Source organism: Enterobacter sp. C3_dUdeg, from assembly GCF_057536195.1.
Window position 1 is genome coordinate 72,339 of sequence record NZ_BAAKFX010000008.1, and the last position, 25,656, is coordinate 97,994.

Below are 25,656 nucleotides of genomic sequence, written 5' to 3' on the forward strand. Positions count from 1 at the left end.
TCCCAACACCTTATTTTTTTCACAAATTTGAGAGCGGAATCTCAAATCATATCAAAAATAGACTTCAAGAGCACGTATAGAAATAGTCCAATTCTGAAACTATGTCACCTGAAACTTGCTCATAAAAACATCATTCCACAAAAACTGTGTGCGCTATCGCAGATAACTGCCTAATTTTGCGCAAGATCACTCATCCTCACGCTTCCTCCCGGCAGAAAGCGACAGGGGATGAGTTTTTGCCCCTCGCCTGATGGCACACTGGTCAAAAATGCCGCGACAGGAAAAAGGAATGAAACGTACCGCATTAGCCTTTCTGATGTTACCCGCACTGGCTCATGCCGACTGGTCATCGCCGGGGTTTAGCGCATTTAGTGCCGAAGGCACCGGGATCTTCACCAGCCAGGCAAAGCTTGCGAAGGGTACGCGTCCTCTGACGCTGAGTTTTGACAAGACGTGCTGGCAGCCTGCGGACGCGATAAAACTCAATGAGATGCTGTCGCTTAAGCCCTGTGACGGCACACCGCCGCAGTGGCGTCTTTTCCGCGACGGTGACTACCAGATACGGATTGATACCCGCTCCGGCACGCCCACCCTGCTGCTGACGATTCAGAGTGCCGCAGAACAGCCGGTTGCAAACGTCATCCGCCAGTGTCCGAAGTGGGACGGTAAACCGCTGACGCTGGACGTCAGCAGTACCTTCCCGGAAGGCTCCGTCGTGCGCGACTACTACAGTAAACAGACGGCGACGGTGCAGAATGGAAAAATCACCCTGCAGCCAGCCGCCCACAGTAACGGCCTGCTGCTGCTTGAGCGCGCCGAAACCGACAAGCCTGCGCCGTTTAGCTGGCAAAACGCCACCGTCTATTTTGTGCTGACCGACCGTTATGTGAATGGTGACCCGGGCAACGACAACAGCTACGGTCGTCATAAAGACGGTATGCAGGAGATTGGCACCTTCCACGGCGGGGATCTCAGAGGACTTGCCGGCAAGCTCGATTATTTACAGCGGCTGGGAGTGAATGCGCTCTGGATAAGCTCCCCGCTTGAGCAGATCCACGGCTGGGTAGGCGGTGGCACAAAAGGGGATTTCCCGCATTACGCCTATCACGGCTACTACACCCAGGACTGGACGAAGCTCGACGCCAACATGGGAACCGAAGATGATTTACGCCATCTTGTCGACGAAGCGCACAAGCGCGGGATCCGCGTTCTGTTTGATATCGTCATGAACCACGTTGGCTATGCCACGCTGGCAGACATGCAGGAATTTCAGTTTGGTGCCCTGTACCTTCAGGGTGATGAGCTGAAAAAGACGCTGGGAGAACGCTGGACGGACTGGAAGCCGGGCGCGGGCCAAAGCTGGCACAGCTTTAACGACTACATCAACTTCAGCGACAAAGCCGCATGGGAAAAATGGTGGGGTAAAAAGTGGATCCGCACGGACATCGGCGATTACGACAACCCCGGCTTCGACGATTTGACCATGTCGCTGGCATTTCTGCCGGATTTGAAAACGGAATCCATGACGCCTTCCGGATTGCCAAACTTTTACCAACACAAGCCCGACACCCACGCGAAGGCCATCCCGGGATATACCCCGCGAGATTATCTGACCCACTGGCTCAGCCAGTGGGTACGTGACTACGGCATCGACGGTTTCCGGGTGGATACGGCGAAACACGTTGAGCTTGCGGCCTGGCAACAGCTGAAAGACCAGGCAAGTCAGGCGCTGGCCGCCTGGAAAGGGGCGAACCCGGACAAAAAGCTCGACAACGCACCGTTCTGGATGACCGGGGAATCCTGGGGCCACGGGGTGATGCAAAGCGATTATTACCGCCACGGTTTTGATGCGATGATCAACTTTGACTATCAGGAGCAGGCGGCAAAAGCGGTGGATTGTCTGGCCGATATGGATCTCACCTGGCAGCAGATGGCGGAAAAGCTGCAAAGCTTCAACGTGCTGAGCTATCTCTCATCACACGATACGCGTCTGTTCCGCGAAGGGGGCCAGCGCGCGGCGGAGCTGCTTCTGCTGGCACCCGGCAGCGTACAAATCTATTACGGTGATGAATCCGAGCGTCCGTTCGGTCCGACGGGTTCTGATCCATTACAGGGCACCCGGTCAGATATGAACTGGCAGGACGTCACGGGCAAGCAGGCCCTAACCGTCGCCCACTGGCAAACGCTGGGTCAGTTCCGCGCCCGCCATCCGGCGATTGGTGAAGGCAAACAAACCACGCTGTCGCTGAACGAGGGGTATGGCTTCGTGCGCGAGCACAAGGGCGATAAGGTGATGGTGGTATGGGCAGGTAATCAATAACGGCACACTCCAGTTCCCTCTCCCTGTGGGAGAGGGTTAGGGTGAGGGGAAACCCACCAGAACTATTCACTACACAAATACACTTCCGCCCTATAAAACAACAAATCCGACCACATCACCCGATTTGCACCAGCACGGTGCTAGCGTTATGGTTACCCACTTTCAAAATAAGCTCGACAGATCACCTGCTATGACGTTTTCACTTTTCGGCGACAAATTTACCCGCCATTCAGGCATTACTCGCCTGATGGAGGATCTCAACGACGGGCTGCGCACACCGGGCGCAATCATGCTCGGCGGCGGAAACCCGGCTCAAATCCCGGAGATGAATACCTATTTCCAGACGCTGCTCGCTCAGATGCTGGAAAGCGGCAAAGCAACCGATGCGCTTTGCAATTACGACGGCCCGCAGGGTAAAACCGAACTGCTGGCACTCCTCGCCGAAATGCTGCGTGACGAGCTGGGTTGGGATATCGAACCACAGAATATTGCACTGACAAACGGCAGTCAGAGCGCGTTTTTCTACTTGTTTAACCTGTTCGCAGGGCGTCGCGCCGACGGCACCACCAAAAAAGTGCTGTTCCCGCTGGCACCGGAGTATATCGGCTACGCCGATTCCGGCCTGGAAGAGGATCTGTTCGTCTCCGCGCGCCCGAACATCGAGCTGCTGCCGGAAGGCCAGTTCAAATATCACGTCGATTTTGAACACCTGCATATTGGTGAAGAGACGGGAATGATCTGCGTATCGCGCCCGACTAACCCAACGGGCAACGTGATCACCGACGACGAACTGATGAAACTGGATGCGCTGGCGAATCAGCACGGTATTCCGCTGGTGATCGATAACGCCTACGGCGTGCCGTTCCCGGGCATTATCTTCAGCGAAGCACGTCCGCTGTGGAACCCGAACATTGTCCTGTGCATGAGCCTCTCTAAGCTGGGTCTGCCGGGCAGCCGCTGCGGCATCATCATCGCCAACGAGAAAATCATCACCGCCATTACCAATATGAACGGCATTATCAGCCTTTCACCGGGCGGCATTGGCCCGGCGATGATGTGTGAAATGATTAAGCGCAACGACCTGCTGCGTCTGTCGAATGACGTGATCAAGCCATTCTATTACCAGCGCGTTCAGGAGACGATTGCGATACTTCGCCGCTATTTGCCGGAAGAACGCTGCCTGATCCACAAACCTGAAGGAGCAATTTTCCTGTGGTTGTGGTTTAAGGATTTGCCTGTCACCACCGAACTGCTCTACCAGCGCCTGAAAAAGCGCGGCGTTCTGATGGTACCGGGCGATTATTTCTTCCCGGGACTGGATAAGCCGTGGCCGCATACGCACCAGTGCATGCGCATGAACTACGTACCCGATCCGGAAAAAATCGAAGCGGGTGTAAAAATTCTCGCCGAAGAAATTGAAAAAGCCTGGCGCGAAGGCAATTGTTAAATATTAAGGCTCTTCGGATGAAGAGCCTTATTTTTACCGTGATCTATATATTTTATAAAGGATATATCCTTCAGCTTTATTCCCCTATTATTTAAAGGGATTATTTAGGATAATTCCTGTTGTTTTAATGGCACTATAGTAATTCAAAATAATTAAGTAGATGTTAAATAAAAGCTTAATTAACTCATTGTTATATAAGACTTAAAATAAAAAACGCTGGTAAGAAAATATCCTCGAAGCGCGTCCGTGTGCATTTTTAAAATAGTGCATATACTCACTAATACGCCGCTCGGCGTTCTATTGCGTGGAGTATTTTTATGCTACCTAATAATGCTAGTCGCATCAGCGTAATTGCTGCTGCGGTACTGCTCGCGTTCTCTCTTTCTGCCTGCAGTGGAAGCGGTGGCGGATCTCACTCAACAGCCAAAAATAACCCTGCAACCGGAAGTAATACCGGCTCGGGTGATGGAAGTGGCACAACGGCTAATAATGGTGGTTCAGGCAGTAACGGATCTGGCTCAGGTTCAGGGACAGGCTCGGGCTCAGGAACGGGAACCGGAGGTAACGGCAGCGGAGGGACCGGAACGGGCAGTGGCGGCACAACCACTGCAGGCGTGAATACTGTGCTGGGTGATGCCGGTAAAACGGTGACCAGCGTCGGCTCTACGGTGGACAGCCTGGGAAGCCAGATCCCGACAAATAATCCTGTTACATCAACCGTTTCAACCACCGTCAGCGGTGTTGGCAGCGCCGTTTCTACCGTGGGGACGGGCGTCACCTCCGGCATTGGCGATCCGGGCAACGCGAACGGTGTTGGTACGACGGTTCAGGGCGTGACCACGTCGGTCACCTCCTTGGGCAATACCGTCTCTACGGTAGGCACGGGCCTGGCAAGTTCGACATCGGGAACACCGGTTAGCGGCGTAACAGGCCTGACGGGCAGCGTGGTAAACAGTACCGGGCAGTTAGTCAGTAACACCGGCACAGGTTTAACCAACACGGTCAGTAGCCCTGCGGTAGCTCAGGTAACAACCGATACGACGACTGTGGTGAACAAGACGCTGGGCGGAGTACAAGGCGTGACGCAAAGCGTGGGCACCACAACAGGTCTGGGTACTCCGGTCAACGGCCTGCTGACGCAAGTAGGAAACACCGTGAGCGGCGTAGGCACCAACGTTAGCAGCAGTAATAGCGGGCTTAGCGGCGTAGGTCAGGTCGTTCAAAACGTCGGCCAGACGGTGACGGATACCGGTACGCTAGTGAAACCCGCCACCTCGACGACCGGAGGAGGATCAGGCTCTCTCACAGCTAATGCAAATGTGGCGGCCACGAACAACAGCCTGGGTGCGACGGTCAATACAACCCTCAATACCCTGACGTCGGGCGTTACCGCCAGCACAACAACACGTTAACCACCGGTCTACTGACGCCAAAACAGTAAAACGGTTATTGCCTTTCTGCGCCCCTGCTTCAGGGGCGCTTCGTACAGCGACACTCCCCCTAACCGGGATTGATGAACAGGGATAGCGCGATGAAAAACCATTTCCTTTTTTCGCTGACGGGGCTGGTTGTGTTGAGCATGGCCCGCGCCGATACACTGCCCTCTATTATTAACCCTGATAATCCGGCGCAAGTTTCTCGTAACGTTGCCCCAGAACAGACTGAGACCGTCGCACAGCCGAAAGTCAAAATAGAAAAACCGCAGTCAACGCTGACGCCTGAAACGCCCATTACCATTCATCACATTCAGTTTATTGGCGGCACGCGTTATCCCTTGCAGGAATTACTTAAACCCTTCAGGCCTTACGCCGGAAAAACCGTGCCGCTAAAAACGCTTACGGGGCTGGTAAATGATATTACAGCGCGCTACAAGGCCGACGGTTTTCCGCTCTCCTATGCCTGGCTGCCCGATAATAATTTCCAGCAGGGAAATATTGAAATTGTCCTGGTCGAAGGGTACGTGGCGCACAGCGACATAACCAGTAACAACCCCAATATCGCCGCGCGCCTTAAACGCTTGTCAGAAAAAATCATGGCGGAAAAACCGCTGTCTCAGGATACGTTCGATCGCTATAGCCAGCTGATGACCCGCACCCCGAACGTTCCGGTCACGGCCAACGCGCAGCTGCCAACCAATATCTATGGCGCGGCGGCGATGCAGATAACCGGTAATGAGGAGCGGAGCTGGAATATCGCCTCCACGATCGACACCCGTAAAGGGCAAGATTTAATGATGCTGAACGGAACGCTCAGCAACCTGACAAGCTATGGCGATCAGCTTGGCGTGGCTACGCTTATACCGTTAGATAGCAACACGCGAAAAAACTATGTGGGTCTGAACTGGCAGCAGTTTTTAAACGATGAAGGGCTGACGATGCAGATCAAAGGCAGCTATTACCGTGAAAATCCGCGGGATTTCTCCCCCCTGCTCACTTTGCCCAATAATATTCAGGTCGATTCGAAGCAAAAAACCACGCAATACAACGGCGGCGTGACGTTTGGCTATCCATTGCTGCTGACGCAAAAATCACAAATTAATCTGACCAGCGGTTTTGATTATACCGACCGCCAGGATGACTATGCCCTGCAGGCCAGACTGCAGGGCAAAACCTACAGTCTGGACTCCGTCAACCAACACGCGCGTTATCCGGCGCTGGAAGTGGGTATCAATGGTGCACATCAATTCACAACCGCCAGCATCAGCGGCAGACTCAACGTACGACAGGGTATTGATGCGATGGGTGCCGATATCGTCTCAGTCCCTAAACCCGATATTAATTTTACGCTCACAAAAAGCTATCTGGACGCTGCCTGGCTGTTTGCCGACAAATGGCGGCTATCAACATCCTGGGAGGGAGACTGGTCAAATAACACATTGCCAGAGCCCGAACGCGTTAGCTTCGGTGCCCAGCGCTTTGGCCGTGGATATCAGGACAGTGAAGCAAGCGGTGATTACGGCTATGGCGGGCAGGTAGAACTGCGCTATATCAAGATGCGAAAAGAGAGCACCTGGCTTGCCACCATCCAACCCTATATCCTGGCCGATACCGCGCAAACCTGGTTTAACACGTCCGGTTTGCCTCATCAACGGCTCGGGTCAGTGGCTGCCGGGGTGATGATAGGCGATACGCGCCACTATAGCGTCACGGTGGAGGCGGCACGACCCGTCGGGGATGTTCCGACAGACAGTCGCAACAGGGACTGGCGCTACAGTCTGACGTTCACGTGGAATTTCAATAAAATGCAGTAAGCTTTTCAGCCCGAATCCTGACAGGATCAACGCAGCGCAACGCGTGGGTTGGACAGGCCTCCACGCAGGCCGGTCCGCCTTCGCGATGCAGGCATAAATCACATTTCAGCGCCTGCGCCTTATTTCCCTCCAGGCGCACCTGCATCGCCCCAAACGGACATGCCACCACACAGCTTTTGCACCCAATGCAGCGCGTCTGCTCAACGAGCCAGGCTCCCGCCGTACGGCTGATGGCATGGGTTGGACAGACGTTAGCACACGGCGCGTCCTCGCACTGATGGCAACCCACTGCCGTAGTGTATGAACTTCCCTTAACCACCCGAAGGCGGGGCGAAAAGGCATTAGCGGAGACGGCGTCCTGATGCGACACCGCGCAGGCCACTTCGCAGGTGCGGCACCCAATGCATTTTTCCGCATCCGCCATGATAAATCGGTTCATGTGTTACGCCTCGCGCACGTTAAAAGCCGGTTCTTTTGAGATAGCCGCTGGCGCTACCGTCGAAGTCAGAACGAATGTAAGCCGGATAAAACATAACGACTCCTGATATCCGTGCTTAATTCACGCCTGTCGCCAAATACGGGCGAGAGTGCCCGGTTTGATTTTCTTTAAGCATGATACACATGATGCACACCTTTATTGATGGCGCAGATCGCATTAGCGTATCAGGAATATTAATGAGGAAGCCATGACGGGAAGGGAAAACGGGAGATCGGTACTCTCAAATATGCCCGGCGGCGCTTCGCTTGCACGGGCCTACGTAAAACTGCGATGGCAGTCCATGTAGGCCGGGTAAGGCGAAGCCGCCACCCGGCTTTAGCGCATCAGAAACGCCAGGTCAGACCGGTCATCAGCGCGAAGCTGTCGTCGCGGTCGATCATCGGGCTGTTCTTCACGTCGTCAGGCAATACGGTGTAGACCGCGCTGGCGTTAAGGTACAGCTTCTGGGTTAACTGATATTTGGCCGCCAGGCCAACGTATGGCGTCCAGCTGTCACCGGCGGTGTATTCATCCAGACCTGAGCGGCGAGACTCGCTGCCGGATACGCCATAGTAGTAGTCGTTATAGCTTTCGTCGCTATAGAAAATACCGACAGAGGGCGTCAGGGTCAGGCGTTCCATCCTGATTGGACGGAAGTATGAAACCTCGCCGATCATACCGCCGCTTTCATCCGTGGCATCGCCCGAGACCGCCACTTTCAGCGAACCCCAGCTTTCGTGGCGGTAGTACGCGCCGCCGAGGAAGGCAGAGGCTTTACGCTCATCAAGCTTTTTCATCTGATGGTCGTCGTTGTCATCAGGATCGAAATGCAGCGGCATCCACGATGCGGTCAGGCTGAGTTCATTTTTTGCGTCTTTCCACAGGATCCATCCGCCCGTGGTCTGGCGAACATAAAAGCTATCGCCTTCGTAGCTAATTAACGGTACTGCGGTAGTATTTTCGTTATAGCCTTTGTAAGGAGACTCATTAAATACAGCCCCCGCTCCTAGTGAAAAGTCACCGGCCATTGCTGAGGATGTTGCAAATAACGTGGCAGCGATGAGTAAATTGTATTTAATAGTCATTACATGTAATCCATTAAAATGCCAAACAAGCGAGGCGCATAATAATGGTTACAAATTTGCCAATGCAACGCTGCGGTTTATATAATATTATATACAAAATCATATAGATGGGTGTGCATGATGAATAAATTACAGCTAAAGCCGCGCGAGTTAAAAATTATATCCGTCATCGCAGCCACCCACAGCATTGGTGATGCCGCCGCCCTGCTGGGCATGGCGCAGGCCAACGTCAGTAAATATCTGTCTGATTTTGAAACGCGGGTTGGGCTCAAGGTTTTTGAGCGCACCACGCGCCAGCTGGCCCTGACCCAGTTTGGGGAAGCGTTACTCCCGTACATTGATGCCACGCTGGATAAGAACCGTCAACTCGTTAATTTTATTGCTGATTATAAGCATGAAAAGCGCGGAAAGGTCACGATCTATGCCCCTACAGGTATCGTAACCTATCTCGCGCGCCACGTGATCCATCAGATAGAAGATATCGGTGACATCCGCATCTCCCTGAAAACCTATAACCTGGATCGGAATGAATTTTCAGAAGGCGTTTCTTTTCCGGATGACTGCGACATTTTAATTACCTATGCGCCGCCGAAAGACGAAAGTCTGGTTGCCAGCGTGTTAACAAAATATTCTGTTACGGCATTCGCTACCCTGGAATATTTAAATAAACACCCCTTAACGGGACCTGAAGGTTTAATTAATCATTCCTGTATTCTCATTGATTCCATGCTGATCGATGATGCAAACATCTGGCGTTTCCGCGTGCACGGCAGTGATAGCGTGCATGACTACCGGGTGACCGGTAATTATATTTGCGACAATACGCAGACGGCCCTGGAGCTGGCAAGAAATAATCTTGGGATTGTTTTTGCGCCAAAAGAGAGTCTGAAAAAAGAATTAACGAAAGGGATGCTGGTCCCCTGCTTCCCGCATCAGGAAGAGTGGTGGCTCGATCTGACGGCCATTTTCCGCAAACGCGAATACCAGCCCTGGCGCGTGCAATACGTTCTGGATGGCGTTCTGAACTGCCTGCGCCAGCAAATTGCTCAGGCCGCCCATGGACGGCCTGAGCTGGGCGATTAGAACAGCCCCAGCGGTTTATCGGAGTAGCTGACCAGCAAACATTTCGTCTGCTGATAATGTTCCAGCATCATCTTGTGGGTTTCACGCCCGATGCCCGATTGCTTATAACCGCCAAATGCCGCGTGCGCAGGATAGGCGTGGTAGCAGTTGGTCCAGACGCGCCCGGCCTGAATGCCTCTGCCCATTTTATAGGCCAGATTACCGTTGCGGCTCCAGACGCCGGCTCCCAGGCCATACGGCGTGTCGTTGGCAATCTCCAGCGCCTCCTCCATCGTTTTGAAGGTGGTCACGGCCAGCACCGGTCCGAAAATTTCCTCCTGGAAGACGCGCATGTTGTTCTGACCGAACAGGATCGTTGGCTCAAGGTAATACCCTTCCTGCAGATCCCCGCCGAGCACCTTACGGCGACCGCCGGTCAGAATATCCGCCCCCTCTTTCTTGCCGATATCGATGTAGTTGAGGATGGTTTCCAGCTGTCCGTGCGAGACCTGCGCCCCCATCTGCGTGACGTTATCGAGCGGATTACCGCTGCGGATAGACTCGACGCGGCGAATGGCCCGCTCCATAAAGCGCTCATAGATGGACTCCTGCACCAGCGCGCGGCTTGGGCAGGTGCAGACTTCGCCCTGGTTAAACGCAAACAGCGCAAACCCTTCCAGGGCTTTATCGAAGAAGGCATCCTCTTCCTCCATCACGTCCGCGAAGAAGATGTTCGGGGATTTCCCGCCCAGCTCCAGGGTCACCGGAATGATGTTCTGCGTGGCGTACTGCATAATCTGCTGGCCCACTTCCGTCGACCCGGTAAACGCCACTTTAGCGATCCGTTTCGAGGTAGCCAGATATTCCCCTATCTCACCGCCCGCGCCGTTGACCACGTTAATCACGCCCGGCGGCAGAAGATCGCCAACGATTTCCATCAGCAGCAGCACCGAGAGCGGGGTCAGACGCGCCGGTTTAAGCACAATGCAGTTGCCGGCCGCCAGCGCGGGCGCCATTTTCCAGCTCGCCATCAGCAGCGGGAAGTTCCACGGAATGATTTGCCCGACGACGCCCAGCGGTTCGTGGAAGTGATACGCCACGGTGTCGCTGTCTACCTCGCTTATTCCGCCCTCCTGAGCGCGAATGCAGGAGGCAAAATAGCGGAAGTGGTCGATGGCCAGCGGCACGTCTGCAGCCATCGTTTCCCGGATCGGCTTGCCGTTATCCCAGGTTTCCGCCGTCGCCAGCAGCTCCAGATTCTGCTCCATCCGGTCGGCGATTTTGAACAAAATAGCCGCGCGGTCCTGAACGGAGGTGTGGCCCCATTTATCTTTCGCTTTGTGCGCCGCATCCAGCGCCAGATCGATATCGCGCCTGCCGGAGCTGGCTATTTCGCACAGCGGCTGGCCGGTTACGGGGGTCAGGTTGGAATAGTATTCGCCGTCGACGGGAGCTACCCAGTCGCCGCCAATAAAGTTGTCATAACGAGGCTTCAGCTTGAGGGGAAAACCATACTCGCCGGGCTGGATACGCGATGAGGGAGGATTGTTTGTCATGACCGTCTCCTTGCTGTTGGTGTACATCAAGGGTAGTTCCGGCTGGCGATTTTCTCGCCAACCGGTAACGGCTTTACGACGGGGGTCACGGAGTTTCAGGAAATAATAACGAATCGCGCAATAAATGATCGTTACCGCGACGGCGGGTGAAGCCGATGCGGTTGAAATACTCCAGGATCTGAATCGCCAGCTTGCGGCCCACGTTCAGCCGGTCGCGGAAATCGGCTGCGCAGGTAGAGCCCCGCTCCAGATCCAGCTCGCGGATCAGGTTCGCAAAGGCCACAATACGATCGTTACGGTAATAACGATCTTTCACGATCGCGACTATCAGCCCCTGCTGCGCCGCATGGCGCAATACCTGACGCATCACCTGCTCGTCGGTATTCGTTTCGCGGGCCAGATCGCGAACCCACCACGGCTCATCGCCAAACAGCGAGGCCACTTTTTGCCATACCGCTTCTTGCTCTGCGGTGAACCCGGCCTTGTGATCCGGCAGATGGAGCCAGCCGTGGTGGCTTTTGATCGCCCCGCTTTCGCGCATGTTTTCAATCAGCAGCAGCACCAGCGCATCGTCTTCCATCGGCAGCGCCATGCGCCGCAGACGCTCACGGCCCGGGCCAGGCTCATCCTGATGCTGTTCATGGTATGTTGCGAGCGTGTTCAGTATCTTACGCTGCCAGTTCGCAGCAACCGGGGCGTTTAGCAGACTGTTTCCAGCCTGAATAAAGCCCGGCTGTTGGGCCAGCAGGCGTAACCCTTCCTCGCTCAGCTGGCGTGCCCATGCAAAATCACGCAGGCTCACCGCACCGCGCTCAAGATGTACCCGCAGCGCGGCGTTATCATCGCTGGCCTGCGCCAGCGCTGCCAGCCACTGCAGATATTCAGGCTTACGCTTGCCGCGTCGCGGCGGATTCAGCGCGACCACCCGTGCCCCGGCCAGCGTTTCCCGCGCGGAAATATCACGCAGAACCAGACGATCGTTGTCTGCAAGCCAGAGCGGTGAATCGAATACCACTTCGGCAAGATCGTTTTCCAGCAGCGACACGCGCCCGGTGATATGGCTGGCCGCGTGGTGAATATGCAGCGGCTGCCATTGGGTCAGGGGCACGTTTGTCTGCAGGGAGACAATGACGCGTTCAGACGGCTCAGGCGGGGCATCGGCCAGCAGCCAGTCCCCGCGGTTAAGCTGCTCTTTTTCCGCATCCCCGGCAATGTTCAGCGCGATCCGCTGCCCGGCATGAGCACGCTCCGCGGGCTGGTTTTGCGCATGTAAGCCGCGCACGCGCATCGGTTTGTTAACGCCCGTCAGCCAGAGCGTATCACCTACGTTCACTTCACCGCTCAGCGCCGTACCGGTCACCACCAGCCCCGCGCCTTTGACGGTAAACGCCCGGTCAATTGCCAGACGGAAGCGGTGATGGCTGGCGTGGTCACGCGACGAAAGCTGCTGTAAGTGGTGGCGAAGTTCATCGATACCGCGCCCTTCTGTCGCCACGGTGACAAAAAGCGGTGCATCGGCAAAACCATACTCCTGCAAGGTCGCCTGTACCGTTTCGCGCACCTCGCTGACGCGTGCGTCATCCACGCGATCGGCTTTGGTCAGCACCACGGTCAGCTGCGGGTTGCCGGTCAGCTGCAGGATCGCCAGGTGCTCACGGGTTTGCGCCATGACGCCATCATCGCAGGCCACCACCAGCAGGGCATGATCGATACCCCCCACGCCCGCCAGCATGTTGGACAGAAACTTTTCATGCCCCGGAACATCAATAAAACCCAGCACGCGACCATCAGGCTGGGGCCAGTAGGCATAACCCAGATCGATGGTCATGCCGCGCTTTTTCTCTTCCGGCAGGCGGTCGGCGTTTATGCCGGTAATCGCCTGCAGCAACGTGGTTTTTCCGTGGTCGACATGACCGGCGGTGGCAATAATCATTTCAACAACATCTCCAGAAATCGCTCTTCATCTTCAAGGCAGCGCAGATCCAGCCACATTCGGCCATCGTAAATCCGCCCGATAACCGGCGCAGGCAGGCCACGCCAGCGCGACGACAGGGCTTCAAGGTGGCTGCCGCGCCCGTCACGCGGGGTGAACGTGAGCGCTTCACTCGGCAGCCTGTCCACCGGCAGCGAACCGCTGCCAATCTGCGACTGGCAGGGTTCAATGCGAACGTCAAAATCGGGGTAGTGCGGGGCAATGCGCGGCAGCAGTAATTCGGCCTGGGCGCGAATCAAGGCGGCATCACGGGTTAACAGACGCAGCGTGGGCAGGCGGTCGGCCAGTTTCTCCGGATGGAGATAGAGCCGCAGCGTCGCCTCCAGCGCGGCAAGCGTCATTTTATCGGCTCGCAGGGCGCGCTTGAGCGGATGCTGCTGCAGCTTCGCAATCAGCTCGCGCTTGCCGACGATAATCCCGGCCTGCGGCCCGCCCAGCAGCTTGTCGCCGGAAAAGCTGACCAGGCTAACGCCTGCGGCAATCATCTCTTGCGGCATCGGCTCTCTCGGCAGCCCGTAAAGGCTCAGATCCACCAGCGAGCCGCTGCCGAGATCGGCAATCACCGGAATATTCAGTTCGCGGCCAATCGCCGCCAGCTCTGCCTCTTCAACCGTTTTGGTGAAGCCTTCAATATGATAATTGCTGGTGTGGACCTTCATCAGCAGGGCGGTATTTTCATTCACCGCCGCGCGATAATCTTTCGCATGGGTACGGTTAGTAGTGCCCACTTCATGCAGCGTGCAGCCCGCCTGGCGCATCACGTCCGGAATACGAAACGCCCCGCCAATCTCCACCAGCTCGCCGCGGGAAACCACCACCTCTTTGCCGCTGGCGGTGGCCGCCAGCATCAGCAGCACCGCTGCGGCGTTGTTATTCACAATGCAGGCATCTTCCGCGCCGGTCAGCTGGCACAGCAGGTCCGCCAGCGCCCGGTCACGATGCCCGCGACCGGCGCCGTCCAGATCGTACTCCAGCGTCACGGGCGCCCGCATGGCCTGTACAACCGCAGCCACCGCTTCTTCCGCCTGCTGCGCGCGTCCCAGGTTGGTATGCAGCACGGTACCGGTCAGGTTAATCACCGGGCGTAACGCGCTTTGCGCTTTCTCATCCAGCCGGTGCTCAACTTCCTGCTCCCACGCCGCGCACCAGTCGGGCAAGGCGTTTTCTGACTGAATAGCGCATCGGGCTTCGTCCTGAAGCAGGCGTAACATCTCCACCGTCGCGGTATGGCCAAAACGCTCAACGGCAGCATGAATGCGGGGCTCGCGAAGGAGACGGTCGGTAGCGGGGATCTGGCTGTACAGCGAATGATGAGTAGTCATGAAGGCGCCTGGCGAGTAAATATCTTCCCCCCTCCCGACGGGAGAGGGAGTTAACATGTGGAGGGATTGTACCGCCTCCGACGCCGAAGTGTTATAACCCGCGTCAAGCCTTTGGCGGTTCGGTACGGGCAAAGCTCTCGCGGCTAAAAAGCGTGTCTGCCAGTTTCACCAGCAGCGGACGGTCGACGCACCAGCCAGGGGAAACCCGGCGGAAGTTGAGATAGCCGATGGCGCAGGCGATAGCGATAGTTGCCAGGTTCAGGCTGTCGGTTTGAATTTTGCCCTCCCGGATAAGCTGTTCGCACCTGTCCAGGCTGCGGCTGATTTTTTCCCGCTGGCGTAACAGTTCCGTTTCCGACTGCTGGGCGGCGGGCCTTGCCTGTTCACGCACGGAGGTTAACGCCGCATCCATAATGCCATCGGCCAGGGCTTCAATTTGCTTCAGCGCCAGCGCCGCTTTTGGGTCAGCCGGCAGCATTGCCGGGGCAACGCCCAGCAGCTCGATATACTCCGCAATAATCGGGGAATCAAACCAGTATTCGCCCTCGTCCGTCACCAGCGCCGGGACTTTCCCCAGCGGGTTGTACTGCGCGACGCCGTTTTCAGCGTTATAGGGCTGTTCATTGATGAATTCAAATTCAATCCCTTTCTCCAGCAGGAGAATCGAGATTTTTCGCACGAAGGGACTGGTGTAGCTACCGATGAGTTTCATTGCCTGATCCTTGATGCCGGAAAAAAGTCAGTATGGATCAAGCGATGAAAAAAGGGCAGGTACGCGTGTCGCATTCCTGCCCTGGAAGGATTAGTGATCGAGGTAGAGGTAGTGCATCCAGCTGGTCATACGCAGCAATACTTTACGCATCACCGAGACGTGGGCGAAATGGTCCGAGTAGACCGCCACCTGGGCATAGATACCGTCTGGCAGCGCATCGACTTCCGTATTCGGATCCAGCTCAATCGTACCCAACACGCCGTCCGTTCCCGGCACCACCGTCAGCGACTGCAGCGCACCCTGCGCCTGATAGGAGCCTCCCGGCACCACCGGCAGAATACTGGTGAGTTTACCGGTAAACACCTGGCCCGGCAGCGCGTTAAACACCACTTCCGCTTCATCGCCCGGCTTCAGACGCAGCAGCGAGTTCTGACGGAACTGGGCCACGATCTGACGCTTCTGTTCAGGAATAAAGACCATCACCGGACGCAGCGGCAGCGCGGCGGCGTACGTCCCCGGACGGATCAGCACCTGGGTGATGTAGCCATCGCTTGGCGCACGGACCACGGTCTGATCCAGGTTGTATTTGGCTTCAGCAAGCTGCGCGCGTAAGGAGGCAATCTGCGACTGCTCGCCGTTCACCATGCTGTCCAGCTGGCTTTGAATCTGCGTCTGTTCGGCAACGGAGCCTTTCACCATCGCATCCTGTGCGAGATAATTTTGCCGCGCGTTGTCGATATCGCTTTCAGAAAACGGATTCACTTTTGCCTGGCTGCCTTTCAGGTAGCGCTGATAATCTTTAAACAGACGATCGCGTTCAGCCGACACGCGGGTGGTATTGGCGACCGCTTCCGAAAGCTGCGCTTTCAGATTGTCGATATTGTGCGTTGCGGTCACCAGGTCGGCCTGGAGTCTGTCGACGCGCGCCTGGTAGCGGCCAGGATCCAGTTTAAATAACACTTCGCCTTTTTTAATTAGCTGGTTATTTTTATCGGTCACTTCACTGACCACCCCGGTAACCTGCGGCGTAATTGGAATAGAAATAACCGCCTTTTGCGCCGTAAAGGTGTACGGATGGTTATAGTTCATTAACAGAATAAGCCCGGCAACAATAAACACCCCGCCTAATGTCGCGGTGGCAAGCGTCCACTGATTTACCGGAATACGGAATATTTTAAAAATCACCCAGGCAAATGCCACATAGGTCAAAATAATTAACAGATCCATGATTAGCGCTCCAGCGTGTTTTTATCAGCGGCGGGCTGTACCGCGGCCAGCTTTTGTTCTAATTCGGCCACGCGTTTGGCCAGCGCATCCATGCCCGGAACCTCATCAGGCTTGGTGATGTGGTTTTGCATCCCCCAGCCGCGATCTTCACGGTACAGCGTGGCCCATATCCACAGGAACGGCCAGATGGCATGGAGCGTAAACAGGCTAATCCAGCCTGCCGTGTGAATCGCATCGGCATGCGGATGGTTTCGCTTTTTGGCCATATTATAAGGAATGTCATGGATGGCGATGATTCCATAAAAAAGAACCAGAAATACAAAAATCAATACGCCCAGCGCAAAATAGTTGAGAAACATATTCTCCTCACTTAAACAACGTCAACTCATTTAATTAATAAAACAGTACGCAACCTAATTAATTTATTTTGAAATACAGAAGGTATACTGGTTATTTCAGAGCCGGGGAGTATCGTTTTTTATAATATCTCCATGCAAGTTTATAAGCGTGTCAAAATATATCCTGAATAATAATATACTTAACCTTACAATATGAGCGTAATCCACGTTTTAACTTTTCGCCATACCACACTTCAAAAGTGGTTTTTTAGCTTAACGTGTCGCGCTATGCCATCCTGACGCCGAATCGCTAAGCAGAGTTTGCCGCCGATCACAGCCGGAGAAATCTGCATAAAAATATTTTGTGAAATCAGTCACAATCCAGAAACAAACCCACAAAACCAAATCGTGACAACCATCACATAAAAGGGTGGTTTTTGCCGCATTTCTCGCCGTCGTATTTTTTTTGCCCACCTTTTTTGTGACTAAGATCACCTCATTGACATCCACACCCCCTACCTTTACGTGATATGCGTCACACAAATTTTCACTGTCTGGACAGTTGAACGATTCAGTGCCAGATTTCACAGCATCAGAACAGGGCCCGGCTACCTCTGCCGCCTCATTAACAATAAACCTCGGGCCGCAAGCCTAAGCGTAAACAGAAGAAGGGGTGTTTTATGTCATCCGATTTCAAGATCAAAGTTCAAAGCTTTGGTCGTTTCCTCAGCAACATGGTGATGCCAAATATCGGCGCGTTTATCGCGTGGGGTATCATCACTGCATTGTTCATTCCGACAGGGTGGTTGCCTAACGAAACGCTGGCGAAACTTGTTGGCCCAATGATTACCTATCTCCTGCCGCTGCTCATCGGTTTCACCGGTGGTCGTCTGGTGGGCGGTGACCGTGGTGGCGTAGTGGGTGCCATCACGACCATGGGTGTTATCGTCGGTGCGGATATGCCGATGTTCCTCGGTGCAATGATTGCCGGTCCTCTGGGCGGCTGGGCGATTAAGAAATTCGACGTCTGGGTTGATGGTAAGATCAAATCCGGCTTCGAAATGCTGGTGAACAACTTCTCTGCGGGCATCATCGGGATGATCCTCGCGATTCTGGCGTTCCTCGGCATTGGCCCTGCGGTTGAAGTGCTGTCCAAAATTCTGGCGGCAGGCGTTAACTTTATGGTGGCGCACGACATGCTGCCGCTGGCGTCTATCTTCGTTGAACCGGCGAAAATCCTGTTCCTGAACAACGCCATCAACCACGGTATCTTCTCGCCGCTGGGTATTCAGCAGTCTCACGATCTCGGCAAGTCTATCTTCTTCCTGATTGAAGCCAACCCGGGTCCGGGTATGGGCGTACTGCTGGCGTACATGTTCTTTGGTCGCGGCAGCGCTAAGCAGTCTGCTGGCGGTGCGGCAATCATTCACTTCCTGGGCGGTATCCACGAAATTTACTTCCCGTACGTGCTGATGAACCCACGCCTGATCCTGGCCGTTATCCTTGGCGGTATGACCGGCGTGTTCACCCTGAGCGTGCTGGGCGGCGGTCTGGTGTCTCCAGCTTCTCCGGGGTCTATCCTGGCGGTGCTGGCGATGACGCCAAAAGGAGCGTATTTCGCTAACATCGCGGCCATCTGTGCGGCCATGGCCGTCTCCTTCGTGGTCTCTTCTATCCTGCTGAAAACCAGCAAAGTGAAAGAAGACGACGATATTGAAGCGGCGACCCGTCGTATGCACGACATGAAAGCCGAATCCAAAGGCGCAACCCCGCTGGCGGCTGGCGATGTGTCTAACGACCTGAGCCACGTGCGTAAAATCATCGTTGCCTGTGATGCCGGTATGGGTTCCAGCGCAATGGGTGCAGGCGTGCTGCGTAAGAAAGTGCTGGATGCGGGTCTGACCAACATCTCCGTCACCAACAGCGCCATTAACAGCCTGCCGCCGGACGTTGACCTGGTCATCACGCACCGCGACCTGACCGAACGCGCCATGCGCCAGGTGCCGCAGGCACAGCACATCTCGCTGACCAACTTCCTCGACAGCGGCCTGTACACCAGCCTGACCGAACGTCTGGTTGCGGCGCAGCGTCACGAAGACAACGAAGTGAAAGTGCGCTCAAGCCTGCAGGACAGCTTTGACGAAAGCAACGCCCACCTGTTCAAACTGGGTGCGGAAAACATCTTCCTCGGTCGCACAGCGGCAACCAAAGAAGAAGCGATTCGCTTTGCCGGCGAGCAGCTGGTGAAAGGCGGCTACGTTCAGCCTGAATATGTCGACGCAATGCTGGAACGCGAAAAACTGACGCCAACCTACCTGGGCGAATCCATCGCGGTGCCGCACGGTACGGTTGAAGCGAAAGATCGCGTCCTGAAAACCGGCGTCGTATTCTGTCAGTATCCGCAGGGCGTGCGCTTCGGTGAAGAAGAAGACGACATCGCCCGTCTGGTGATTGGTATCGCCGCTCGCAACAACGAGCACATTCAGGTGATTACCAGCCTGACCAACGCGCTGGACGATGAGTCTGTCATTGCGCGTCTGGCCAGCACCACCAGCGTGGAAGAAGTCCTGGCACTTCTTAACAAATAAGTCCTCTTCCCTCTCCCCTCTGGGGAGAGGGCTAGGGTGAGGGGAAAAGTTCCTCACCCCAGCCCTCTCGGGTAAAAACATTGATGAAGGTTAACACTATGAAAGCATTACATTTTGGCGCAGGTAATATCGGTCGTGGTTTTATCGGTAAACTGCTGGCAGACGCGGGCATTACGCTGACATTCGCCGATGTGAATCAGGTGGTCCTGGATGCCCTGAATGCGCGTCATAGCTATCAGGTCCATGTAGTCGGTGAAAACGAGCAGGTTGAGACGGTATCCGGCGTCAACGCGGTCAGCAGCATCGGGGAAGACGTTATCGACCTGATCGCCAGCGTCGATCTGGTCACCACGGCCGTGGGTCCGGTCGTCCTTGAGCGCATCGCCCCTGCGGTTGCGAAAGGCCTGGCAAAACGTAAAGCGCAGGGCATCGACGCTCCGCTGAACATCATCGCCTGCGAAAACATGGTGCGCGGCACCACGCAGCTGAAAGGCCACGTGCTCAACGCTGTAGCAGACGAAGACAAAGCCTGGGTTGAAGCGCACGTCGGGTTTGTGGATTCCGCCGTGGATCGCATCGTTCCGCCGTCTGAATCCGCCACCAACGACCCGCTGGAAGTGACCGTGGAAACCTTCAGCGAGTGGATCGTTGATAAAACCCAGTTTAAAGGCGCCCTGCCGACCATTCCGGGAATGGAATTAACCGATAACCTGATGGCATTTGTCGAACGCAAACTCTTCACGCTGAACACCGGGCATGCTATAACCGCGTACCTCGGAAAATTGGCCGGTCATCAGACCATTCGTGACGCGATCCTCGATGAGAAGATCCGCGCGGTGGTAAAAGGGGCAATGGAAGAGAGCGGCGCGGTGCTGATCAAACGCTACGGTTTTGATGCTGATAAACACGCAGCATACATCCAGAAAATCCTCGGTCGCTTTGAAAATCCGTATCTGAAAGATGACGTTGAGCGCGTGGGCCGTCAGCCTCTGCGCAAACTGAGCGCGGGCGACCGTCTGATTAAGCCGCTGCTGGGCACGCTGGAATACGGCCTGCCGCACGCCAACCTGGTGAAAGGGATTGCCGCCGCGATGCACTACCGCAGCGAGCAGGACCCACAGGCGCAGGAACTGGCTCAGCTGATTGATGACAAAGGCGCGCAGGCTGCGCTGGCGCAGATTTCCGGTCTGGACGCCAACAGCGACGTGGTTGTGGAGGCGGTTAACGCATACAACGCAACCAAATGATGCACAGTGCGGCGCAGGTTAACCTGCGCCCAGATAATAGATTGTCAGATATGCAGGCAATAATGGAACAAACCCAGGCCTTTGAAAATCGTGTGCTTGAGCGTCTGAATGCTGGCAAAACCGTACGAAGCTTCCTGATTGCCGCCGTCGAATTACTGACCGAGGCGGTGAATATCCTGGTGCTTCAGGTGTTTCGCAAAGACGACTACGCGGTAAAGTATGCTGTAGAACCGTTACTGGACGGAGACGGACCGCTGGGCGATTTATCCGTGCGTCTGAAGCTGATTTATGGTCTTGGCGTGCTCAACCGACAAGAGTATGAAGATGCGGAGCTGTTAATGGCGCTGCGCGAAGAGCTCAATCATGACGGTAACGAGTACACCTTTACCGATGATGAGATCCTGGGACCCTTCGGCGAGCTGCACTGCGTCACCGCGCTGCCCCCTGCTCCCCATTTTGATAACAGCGACCCTGAGCTCTATGCGATGCAAAAGCTTCGTTATCAACAGGTTGTCCGTTCCACGATGGTTCTCTCCCTGACTGAGCTGATTTCCCGAATCAGCTTAAAAAAAGCGTTTCATAAGTAAGCCTGCTCACATTGGTGTATCCTTCCCTGTAAATTCCCCGTTTTCAGAGTTATTTGTCATGAAAGAAGTCGAAAAGAACGAAATTAAACGCCTGAGCGACCGCCTGGATCTGATCCGCCACCAGATGGCTGGCCTGTCACTGGTCGATTCCGCCGAGAAGTACGCCGAGCTGGAAAAAGAAGCCGCCACGCTGGAAACAGAAATCGAGCGCCTGCGCGAAGTGAAAGGCCAGAAGCTGAGCAAAGAAGCGCAGAAGCTGATGAACATGCCGCACCGCCGCGCGATCACCAAAAAAGAACAGGCCGACATGGGAAAGCTGAAGAAAAGCGTCCGTGGTCTGGTGGTGGTACACCCGATGACCGAGCTTGGTCGCGAAATGGGCCTGAAAGAGATGACGGGTTTTTGTAAGACCGCGTTCTGATACTTCCCCCTCTTCCTGTGGGAGAGGGCCGGGGTGAGGGCATCAGGCCCCACCCTGCTTCAAATTGGCCCAACCAATCCCCCTTTTCTTTCTTCCCCGGTTCACAATTCCATTATTTTCGCTCACAAACTCATTGCCTGACCATAACATTTGGTTAACCATTCATTGTCATTAACCCTACAACACAACATTGGCAGGACCACTTTTACACAACCTGTGACGCAGAGTTGAGCGGAGACTCACCCGCAGCGCAGGCTGTCTGGTCCCCAGGAGACCTGCATGAGCCTCTGGCAACAAAACTACGACCCGGCCGGAAATATCTGGCTGTCGAGCCTGATCGCATCGCTTCCGATCCTGTTCTTCTTCTTTGCGCTGATTAAGCTCAAGCTGAAGGGCTACCTCGCCGCGACGTATACCGTTGCCATCGCTCTGATGGTGGCGCTGTTCTTCTACAAAATGCCGGTCGATCGCGCGCTGGCCTCCGTCGTCTACGGTTTCTTCTACGGCCTGTGGCCGATTGCGTGGATCATCATCGCGGCGGTCTTTGTCTATAAAATCTCGGTGAAAACCGGGCAGTTCGACATAATCCGCTCGTCGATTCTTTCCATCACGCCGGACCAGCGCCTGCAGATGCTGATTGTCGGCTTCTCCTTCGGGGCATTTCTGGAAGGTGCGGCAGGCTTTGGCGCACCGGTGGCGATCACCGCCGCGCTGCTGGTCGGGCTGGGCTTTAACCCGCTCTATGCCGCGGGCCTGTGCCTGATTGTGAACACCGCGCCGGTTGCGTTTGGCGCGATGGGTATTCCGATTCTGGTGGCCGGACAGGTCACCGGGCTGGACAGCTTCGAGATCGGCCAGATGGTTGGCCGCCAGCTGCCCTTCCTGACCATTATCGTCCTGTTCTGGATCATGGCGATTATGGACGGCTGGCGCGGCGTGAAGGAGACCTGGCCTGCGGTGATGGTGGCGGGCGGTTCGTTCGCTATCGCTCAATACCTCAGCTCGAACTTCCTCGGCCCGGAGCTGCCGGACATCATCTCTTCGCTGGTGTCGCTGGTCTGTCTGACGCTGTTCCTGAAGCGCTGGCAGCCGGTGCGTATTTTCCGCTTCGCCGACATGGGCGCCTCGCAGGTTGATCAAACCCTGGCCCGTACGGGCTATACGGCAGGACAGGTGATCCGCGCCTGGTCGCCGTTCCTGTTCCTGACCGCAACGGTGACCCTGTGGAGCATCCCGCCTTTTAAAGCCCTGTTCGCCCCGGGCGGCGCGCTGTACGACATGGTGATTAACATCTCCGTACCGTTCCTCGACAAGATGGTCGCCCGTATGCCGCCGGTGGTGCACGCCGCTACGCCGTATGCCGCGGTCTATAAATTCGACTGGTTCTCCGCCACCGGTACCGCCATCCTGTTTGCCGCGATCCTTTCCGTAGTGTGGCTGCGCATGAAGCCTGCGGCCGCGGTGCAGACCTTTGCCGCGACCGTTAAAGAGCTGATGCTGCCGATTTACTCCATCGGCATGGTGCTGGCGTTCGCGTTTATCTCGAACTACTCCGGCCTGTCATCGACGCTGGCGCTGGCGCTGGCCCATACCAGCCACGCCTTCACCTTCTTCTCGCCGTTCCTCGGCTGGCTGGGGGTGTTCCTGACCGGTTCCGATACCTCGTCTAACGCCCTGTTTGCCGCCCTGCAGGCAACGGCAGCCCAGCAGATTGGCGTGTCGGACGTCCTGCTGGTGGCCGCGAACACCACCGGCGGCGTGACCGGGAAAATGATCTCTCCACAATCCATCGCCATTGCCTGTGCGGCGGTGGGACTGGTCGGTAAAGAGTCCGATCTGTTCCGCTTTACCGTGAAACACAGCCTGATATTCACCTGCATGGTCGGGGTGATCACCACCCTGCAGGCCTATGTCTTAACCTGGATGATCCCATGATAGTGATGCCCAGACGCCTGTCCGACGAGATTGCCTCTCGCGTGCGGGCGCTGATTGAAGAACAACAGCTGGAAGCGGGCATGAAGTTGCCCGCCGAACGCCAGCTCGCCGCCCAGCTTGGCGTGTCGCGCAATTCACTGCGCGAGGCGCTGGCGACGCTGGTCAGCGAAGGCGTGCTGGTGAGCCGTCGCGGCGGCGGCACTTTTGTGCGCTGGCAGCATGACGACTGGTCCGAGCAAAACATCGTGCAGCCCCTGAAGACGCTGATGGAGAACGACCCGGACTACAGCTTCGACATCCTTGAAGCGCGTCACGCCATCGAAACCAGTACCGCCTGGCACGCGGCCATGCGGGCAACCGACGCAGACAAAGAGAAACTCATCGCTTGCTTTGAGGCCACGCAAAGCAGCGACCCGGACATCGCCTCCCAGGCGGACGTCCGTTTTCACCTGGCGATTGCCGAGGCGTCGCACAACGTGGTGCTGCTTCAGACCATGCGCGGGTTCTTCGACCTGCTGCAATCCTCCGTGAAGCAGAGCCGCCAGCGCATGTATCTGGTTCCACCGGTTTTTGCCCAGCTCACAGAACAGCACGAGGCGGTGCTCAACGCCATTCTGGCCGGTGATGCCGAGGCCGCACGCAAAGCGATGATGGCGCATCTCGGTTTCGTGCACACCACCATTAAACGATTCGATGAAGACCAGGCCCGACAGGCGCGTATTACCCGTCTGCCTGGCGACAGTGATATTTCCAGGGAGAACAAAGCATGATTATTTCAGCAGCCAGTGACTATCGCGCCGCGGCGCAGCGCATTTTGCCCCCGTTCCTGTTCCACTATATCGACGGCGGGGCGTATGCCGAATACACCCTGCGCCGCAACGTGGAAGATCTGTCGGAGGTGGCTCTGCGCCAGCGCGTGCTGAAGAATATGTCTGACCTGAGCCTTGAGACAAAGCTGTTCAACGAAACGCTCTCCATGCCCGTGGCGCTCGCGCCTGTAGGCTTATGCGGCATGTATGCCCGCCGCGGTGAAGTGCAGGCCGCCGCTGCGGCGGATGCCAAAGGCATTCCGTTTACGCTTTCCACCGTGTCCGTCTGCCCGATTGAAGAGGTAGCACCGACCATCAAGCGCCCAATGTGGTTCCAGCTGTACGTCCTGCGCGATCGCGGGTTTATGCGCAACGCGCTAGAGCGAGCCAAAGCGGCGGGCTGCTCCACGCTGGTCTTTACCGTCGATATGCCAACGCCCGGGGCGCGCTACCGCGATGCGCACTCCGGCATGAGCGGCCCTAACGCTGCGCTCCGTCGTTACTGGCAGGCGGTTACTCACCCACAGTGGGCGTGGGATGTCGGCCTGAACGGTCGTCCGCACGATCTCGGGAATATCTCGGCTTACCTCGGTAAACCGACCGGGCTGGAGGATTACATTGGCTGGCTGGCGAACAACTTCGATCCGTCGATCTCGTGGAAAGACCTGGAGTGGATCCGCGAGTTCTGGGACGGCCCGATGGTGATCAAAGGGATCCTCGATCCGGAAGATGCCCGCGACGCGGTACGCTTTGGCGCAGACGGGATTGTGGTCTCTAACCACGGCGGACGCCAGCTTGACGGTGTGCTCTCTTCCGCACGCGCCCTGCCGGCCATCGCCGATGCGGTGAAAGGCGATATTGCGATCCTGGCCGACAGCGGCATCCGCAACGGGCTGGACGTGGTGCGAATGATTGCGCTGGGCGCCGACAGCGTGCTGCTGGGGCGCGCGTATCTGTATGCGCTGGCGACGGCGGGCCAGGCAGGGGTGGCGAATCTGCTCAACCTGATCGAAAAAGAGATGAAGGTAGCGATGACGCTGACAGGTGCAAGAACGATTAGCGAAATCAGTAAAGATTCCCTGGTACAGGAGTTAAATAAATTACCGGCAGCGCTGGCGCCACTTGCTCAGGGAAACGCGGCCTGACCTTCTCCGGTTAATCCCCCTTTCTCACGCGCCCGATTTCCCCTTCGGGCGCTTTTTTACGCCAAAAATAACATCCAGATAACATATTAGATAAGAAAATTTGACATCCCCCTGCCGTCCGCAATTGTATAGAC

20 protein-coding genes are annotated in these 25,656 nt (G+C 56.0%); 12 read left to right on the forward strand and 8 right to left on the reverse strand.

Features of this window, described 5'->3' with window-relative positions; all coding sequences use genetic code 11:
* The first annotated feature begins 289 nt into the window (after positions 1-289).
* The 4 genes from AC27FC_RS17010 to AC27FC_RS17025 all read left to right on the forward strand — a co-directional run bounded on the left by AC27FC_RS17010 (position 290) and on the right by AC27FC_RS17025 (position 7,017).
* Entirely contained in the window at positions 290-2,320 is a 2,031-nt protein-coding gene (locus AC27FC_RS17010) for an alpha-amylase (protein ID WP_196355155.1), read from the forward strand.
* A 190-nt stretch (positions 2,321-2,510) separates the two neighbouring features.
* The gene (avtA, locus tag AC27FC_RS17015) at positions 2,511-3,767 is read left to right on the forward strand and encodes a valine--pyruvate transaminase (RefSeq protein ID WP_033147014.1); all 1,257 of its coding nucleotides are present in this window, start codon (positions 2,511-2,513) and stop codon (positions 3,765-3,767) included.
* 614 nt (positions 3,768-4,381) lie between these two features.
* A complete protein-coding gene (locus tag AC27FC_RS17020; RefSeq protein WP_223862643.1) occupies positions 4,382-5,179 on the forward strand; it encodes a collagen-like triple helix repeat-containing protein in 798 nt (265 codons plus the stop codon).
* Between the two features lie 119 nt (positions 5,180-5,298).
* The gene (locus AC27FC_RS17025; RefSeq protein WP_196355154.1) at positions 5,299-7,017 is read left to right on the forward strand and encodes a ShlB/FhaC/HecB family hemolysin secretion/activation protein; all 1,719 of its coding nucleotides are present in this window, start codon (positions 5,299-5,301) and stop codon (positions 7,015-7,017) included.
* On the opposite strand, the gene AC27FC_RS17030 is transcribed toward AC27FC_RS17025, so the two are convergent.
* Entirely contained in the window at positions 7,001-7,456 is a 456-nt protein-coding gene (locus AC27FC_RS17030; protein ID WP_167819034.1) for a 4Fe-4S dicluster domain-containing protein, read from the reverse strand. The genes AC27FC_RS17025 and AC27FC_RS17030 overlap by 17 nt on opposite strands.
* A 383-nt stretch (positions 7,457-7,839) precedes the next feature.
* Positions 7,840-8,580: a MipA/OmpV family protein gene (locus AC27FC_RS17035; protein ID WP_033147018.1), complete on the reverse strand. Its 741-nt coding sequence runs from the start codon at positions 8,578-8,580 to the stop codon at positions 7,840-7,842.
* Between the two features lie 117 nt (positions 8,581-8,697).
* Between AC27FC_RS17035 and AC27FC_RS17040 the strand changes: the two genes are divergently transcribed.
* Entirely contained in the window at positions 8,698-9,663 is a 966-nt protein-coding gene (locus AC27FC_RS17040; RefSeq protein WP_072210862.1) for a LysR family transcriptional regulator, read from the forward strand.
* Here the strand turns inward: AC27FC_RS17040 and aldB are convergent.
* The 6 genes from aldB to AC27FC_RS17070 form a co-directional block, all read right to left on the reverse strand.
* The gene (gene aldB / locus AC27FC_RS17045; RefSeq protein ID WP_029740992.1) at positions 9,660-11,198 is read right to left on the reverse strand and encodes an aldehyde dehydrogenase AldB; all 1,539 of its coding nucleotides are present in this window, start codon (positions 11,196-11,198) and stop codon (positions 9,660-9,662) included. The two genes, AC27FC_RS17040 and aldB, sit on opposite strands and share 4 nt — an antisense overlap.
* An 85-nt stretch (positions 11,199-11,283) precedes the next feature.
* Positions 11,284-13,131: a selenocysteine-specific translation elongation factor gene (gene selB / locus AC27FC_RS17050; RefSeq protein WP_196355153.1), complete on the reverse strand. Its 1,848-nt coding sequence runs from the start codon at positions 13,129-13,131 to the stop codon at positions 11,284-11,286.
* Positions 13,128-14,513, reverse strand: a complete 1,386-nt coding sequence (gene selA / locus AC27FC_RS17055) for an L-seryl-tRNA(Sec) selenium transferase (protein ID WP_196355152.1) — start codon at positions 14,511-14,513, stop codon at positions 13,128-13,130. Before selA ends, selB begins: the two co-directional genes overlap by 4 nt.
* A gap of 103 nt (positions 14,514-14,616) precedes the next feature.
* Positions 14,617-15,225: a glutathione S-transferase gene (locus AC27FC_RS17060; RefSeq protein WP_047059729.1), complete on the reverse strand. Its 609-nt coding sequence runs from the start codon at positions 15,223-15,225 to the stop codon at positions 14,617-14,619.
* A gap of 90 nt (positions 15,226-15,315) precedes the next feature.
* Positions 15,316-16,452, reverse strand: a complete 1,137-nt coding sequence (locus AC27FC_RS17065; protein WP_094935091.1) for an HlyD family secretion protein — start codon at positions 16,450-16,452, stop codon at positions 15,316-15,318.
* Between the two features lie 2 nt (positions 16,453-16,454).
* A complete protein-coding gene (locus AC27FC_RS17070) occupies positions 16,455-16,811 on the reverse strand; it encodes a DUF3302 domain-containing protein (protein ID WP_023334046.1) in 357 nt (118 codons plus the stop codon).
* Positions 16,812-17,470: 659 nt separating this feature from the next.
* Between AC27FC_RS17070 and AC27FC_RS17075 the strand changes: the two genes are divergently transcribed.
* From AC27FC_RS17075 to lldD, 7 genes are all read left to right on the forward strand, one after another.
* Complete coding sequence (locus AC27FC_RS17075) at positions 17,471-19,378, forward strand: PTS mannitol transporter subunit IICBA (protein WP_487160246.1); 1,908 nt, start codon at positions 17,471-17,473, stop codon at positions 19,376-19,378.
* Between the two features lie 98 nt (positions 19,379-19,476).
* Complete coding sequence (gene mtlD / locus AC27FC_RS17080; RefSeq protein ID WP_032665121.1) at positions 19,477-20,625, forward strand: mannitol-1-phosphate 5-dehydrogenase; 1,149 nt, start codon at positions 19,477-19,479, stop codon at positions 20,623-20,625.
* Positions 20,622-21,212, forward strand: a complete 591-nt coding sequence (mtlR, locus tag AC27FC_RS17085; RefSeq protein ID WP_196355151.1) for a mannitol operon repressor MtlR — start codon at positions 20,622-20,624, stop codon at positions 21,210-21,212. Before mtlD ends, mtlR begins: the two co-directional genes overlap by 4 nt.
* A 58-nt stretch (positions 21,213-21,270) precedes the next feature.
* The gene (locus tag AC27FC_RS17090) at positions 21,271-21,633 is read left to right on the forward strand and encodes a YibL family ribosome-associated protein (protein ID WP_010436679.1); all 363 of its coding nucleotides are present in this window, start codon (positions 21,271-21,273) and stop codon (positions 21,631-21,633) included.
* 279 nt (positions 21,634-21,912) lie between these two features.
* On the forward strand, positions 21,913-23,568 hold the full coding sequence (gene lldP / locus AC27FC_RS17095; protein ID WP_023309919.1) for an L-lactate permease: 1,656 nt from the start codon (positions 21,913-21,915) through the stop codon (positions 23,566-23,568).
* Positions 23,565-24,338: a transcriptional regulator LldR gene (gene lldR / locus AC27FC_RS17100; RefSeq protein WP_023294814.1), complete on the forward strand. Its 774-nt coding sequence runs from the start codon at positions 23,565-23,567 to the stop codon at positions 24,336-24,338. Before lldP ends, lldR begins: the two co-directional genes overlap by 4 nt.
* Positions 24,335-25,522, forward strand: a complete 1,188-nt coding sequence (gene lldD / locus AC27FC_RS17105; RefSeq protein WP_094935089.1) for a quinone-dependent L-lactate dehydrogenase — start codon at positions 24,335-24,337, stop codon at positions 25,520-25,522. Before lldR ends, lldD begins: the two co-directional genes overlap by 4 nt.
* Positions 25,523-25,656: the final 134 nt, after the last annotated feature.